General features: G+C 56.8%; 3 protein-coding genes and 1 pseudogene. 2 read left to right on the forward strand and 2 right to left on the reverse strand.

Annotated elements, in window-relative coordinates; translation table 11 throughout:
• Positions 1-1349: ATP-binding cassette domain-containing protein (locus DBR20_RS17835; RefSeq protein ID WP_146187049.1), on the forward strand; the 1349-nt coding region annotated here is incomplete at its 5' end.
• Here the strand turns inward: DBR20_RS17835 and DBR20_RS17840 are convergent.
• On the reverse strand, positions 1276-2556 hold the full coding sequence (locus tag DBR20_RS17840; protein WP_181393125.1) for an HlyD family efflux transporter periplasmic adaptor subunit: 1281 nt from the start codon (positions 2554-2556) through the stop codon (positions 1276-1278). The genes DBR20_RS17835 and DBR20_RS17840 overlap by 74 nt on opposite strands.
• Before the next feature lie 460 nt (positions 2557-3016).
• Positions 3017-3307, reverse strand: a complete 291-nt coding sequence (locus tag DBR20_RS17845; protein WP_108267365.1) for a hypothetical protein — start codon at positions 3305-3307, stop codon at positions 3017-3019.
• A gap of 67 nt (positions 3308-3374) precedes the next feature.
• Here DBR20_RS17845 and DBR20_RS17850 point away from each other — a divergent pair.
• Positions 3375-3615 (forward strand): annotated as a pseudogene (locus tag DBR20_RS17850) (hypothetical protein); the annotation flags it as partial.

Here is a 3615-nt window from a genome sequence, read left to right on the forward strand (position 1 = left end):
CAGGCGGCCTTGTGTCCGCTGTTATGGACGGGATTCTATCGCTTCTACTTGTGGCGACAATGTTCTTCGTCTCACCGGTGCTTGCGCTTGTTGGCAGTTCGGCCGCGGCACTCTACTTGGGCCTTTCTTGGGCTTCATCGCCGGTGCGAAACAAGCTGGGCGGGGAGGCCTTTCAGGCATCACTGCGTGAGAAGACTGCCAGGATTGAGACGATTCGTTCAATCGCATCCATCAAGTCCGCCGGCGCCGAGCTGAATCGCGAGGCGGAATGGTCGGCCCGACTTGCAGACGCAACCAACGCAGGAAATCGACTGAATTCATTGCTAGCATCCTTGTCTGCTAGCCGCACCTTGCTGGACAATCTCGCGACGGCCGGCGCTGTCTACCTAGGCGTTCATTTGCTGCTGGATCAAGCACTGACGGTTGGCGCCCTATTTGCCTTCTTTGCACTCAAGCGCCAACTGTCCGCAAGAATCCATACGTTCGTCCAGCAGATCACCGCCTTCCGCCAGACTGTCCTTCACTCAGACCGATTGGCCGATATTGTTCTAAGCGAGAGCGAGCTGATGGGTCCTGAGGCAATGGATCACCCTCCGCTTGAGGGGCGCATATACGCCCAGAATGTGTACTATCGCTACGGTCAATCGGACGAATTTTCGGTAAAAGCACTCAATATCGCCGTTCATGCAGGAGACTTCGTACTCCTCAATGGTCCGTCCGGTTGTGGCAAGAGCACCATCATGAAGCTGCTCGCTGGTTTGTATCCCCCGCAGCAAGGTGAGATCCGGTATGACGGCACGGCATTGTCTACGCCATTCTCGCGCTCCATAAGGTCGCAGATTGGCGTGGTAATGCAAGGGGACGAGCTGCTTGGAGGGAGCATCGGCGAGAACGTAGCGTTCTTTTCTGAGGATGCTGAGCCAGAGAGTATCTGGCGATGCCTGGCGCTGGCTGGGCTCGCGACAGAGGTCAAAGCTATGCCGCTTCAGTTGCAGACGCGCATTGGTGAGATTGGAAGCTCATTGTCTGCAGGCCAGCGTCAGCGGCTCCTGATTGCTCGTGCCCTGTACCGCCGCCCCCGCGTTCTTCTTCTTGATGAGGCGACAGCGAACGTTGATCTAGATAAGGAAAGGGAAATTTTCCTCTCGCTGCGATCGATCGGCATCACGATCATTGCCGTTACTCATCGACCACAGATCGCGAGCCTGGCGACGCTGCTTGCCACATGTGCTGGCGGCTCAATAACAAGCGTGAAGCGTGTGACGCCTGAGCAGATCATTCCAGGCCGGAAAGTGCCGTCCTTGCAGGATCAAATAGCATCTCGAGAAGTGTTCTCCGCTCCATCATAAGATCCACATCGAACTTCATTCCGTCTCCGAGCATGGATGGATCAATCGTTTGATTGCGGGACGTCTCGTGATTGGTGGATGACAGGGAGATGGTGATTGCATACATCGCCTCGGATGCATTCAGATCTCTGGGCAAGTCTGCAACGGGCGTGGGCGCCTTGGCGACTTCCCGTACTGTTCCCGAGATCGTGCCAAACTTGCGATACGGGAACGCCGAGACCTTCAAACGCGCTTCACCTCCAAGCTTCAGAAATCCGATGGCTGATGATTTCACCCATGCACGCCCAATCGCAGGCTCGTCCGTCGCAGCGATGATCATGAGTGATGCACCGGGTTGGACTGATTCGCCCAAAGATGCAATCCGACTTGATACGCGCCCATCCATTGGAGCCGTCAGTGTCTCCGCGCTACTGGCTCGCAATGAGATCTCCTTCTCATCGAATGCGGCCGTCTCAGCCGTAATCATCGACTCGGATGAAGAGACTTGGTGCTCCAACTGGCGCCTCGAGCTTTCCGACGTTCCTATCTTGGCTAGCAGCTGGCCACGCTCTCGTTTGAGACCTACCAGTTGCTGCTGCTGATCCAAAAGCTCACCACGAGCGGCGCGGAACTGCAGTTCCGAGACGATCTTCTCCTTGGTGAGCTGCTCCATGGCCTCAACCGTCCGCTGCTTATCCGCGATCTGCATCTCTTTCAGAGCGACAAGCTCATTGAGGAATTCAACTTGCTCGCGGTTCTCTACCGACTCAAGCTCTACCTCAAGGATCTTCTGTCTGATGACTTCTGCCGTGTCTTCCAGTGAGTCCACGCGCGATAACATCTGCTTACGAGCAGCTTCGAGGCTACGATTTCCAATACTTATGCCGTCAACTGTCCGGTCGTAGGAAAGGCTCAGCAGACTCTGCCCCTTCCGAACTGCCTCATTCGGCTTGACGTGTATAGCCGAAACCACGCCCTGTCGGGTCGCAGTTACGCGCTTTGTTCCCATCTCGGTAGATATCTCCCCTTGGGCGCGTTCTTTCCTTGGAAAGCGTGCTGTAGCTGCGACAGCTAGGACTGCCCCGGCCAGCAGGAGAAAGAACAAGGCGGTCGAGCGCCAGCCAAAGCCTAGGCGGTCGAGCGGAGCGTTCTGGCGGCGCTGATGATCCAGCCTGACCGCCTCGCGAAAGAGCGCGGAAGATTGCTTTGCGGGGCGGCCAACGTCCATGTGGGAATTTTCATTCGGAAGCAGAAAATTATGGCATCTGGCGGCGCCATCAGTCATCAGGCGTCTGCCCCGAGCAGCCTCTGATAGCCTCGTGCGCACATCTGATCAACGTCGATGGAGAGACGATTGAACTGCATTGCGAGCTGCATAGGTTCGAAAGGAGCCGCAACCTGTTCTATGTGTGTTGTTCCGATCCGACAACGCGCCTGCTGCTCTTCACCCGGGAGCTCTCCTGCATCTCATTGGCAATACTCTGCAGCTGCTTCAACGGGCGGCCGAATCAGCTCCCGCACCACAGGAGAAATGACCATAGCTCCTGCCAAGGGTTCAGCTGTAGAGTCACCGGAAGAATTCCCAGAATGCTTGCACTACCAATGTCCGCTTCTGGCCGGAAGCGGACCGTGGCTTGGAGGGAGTCGTGCAATGCAACCGGCTCCAATCACGCCGTCTGGAAGTCGTTTCAGCGGTCTGCGGAGCTCTCGTTAGAAGGTGACGCTTCGATCTGCTCAGTGAGCAGCGTCAAAGCCTGCTCCAGCGCTGCGGCAAAGACGGCTCCATCGCGTCCCCTGTGCGCTTCGGCCATGCCCGGAAGCATCGCTCTCCATACCTGCACCAGTGCTTCAGGTCTGGGATGGCTGATGATTGCAGCTCGTAAGCCGTACTCAAGTGCCTTCAGGTAGCCGCGATGCGCTTCCAGCTCGCTCTCGCATGCTGCCAAGCGCTGCGAAAGGTCCAAATCGGTATGGGACATAGCTGGGCCTATGTGGACAGGTGTCTGAATAGAGACGATAGTCTCTGCAAGTCCTTGGACCCGCAAGATGAGCATCCTCAACGTTTTGCTTAGCTCTGACCACCTGGTCGTGGCGGTCGACACGCTCGCGGAAGACGCGATAACCGGAGCCCATTCGGTTGGGGCAAAGCTGTTGCTGATCCCCCAGCACAACCTGGTGCTTGCCACTCGCGGTTCGACCCAGTTCTTCCTTCGGATCTACGATCTTGCTCTGCAGGCCAGCTTTCGAGCTGACTTCACTATGGAGCAGCTCATGGCTGAGCTGGGCC

Origin of the sequence: Stenotrophomonas sp. HMWF023, from assembly GCF_003060985.1 — a bacterium.
Lineage (GTDB): Bacteria > Pseudomonadota > Gammaproteobacteria > Xanthomonadales > Xanthomonadaceae > Stenotrophomonas > Stenotrophomonas lactitubi.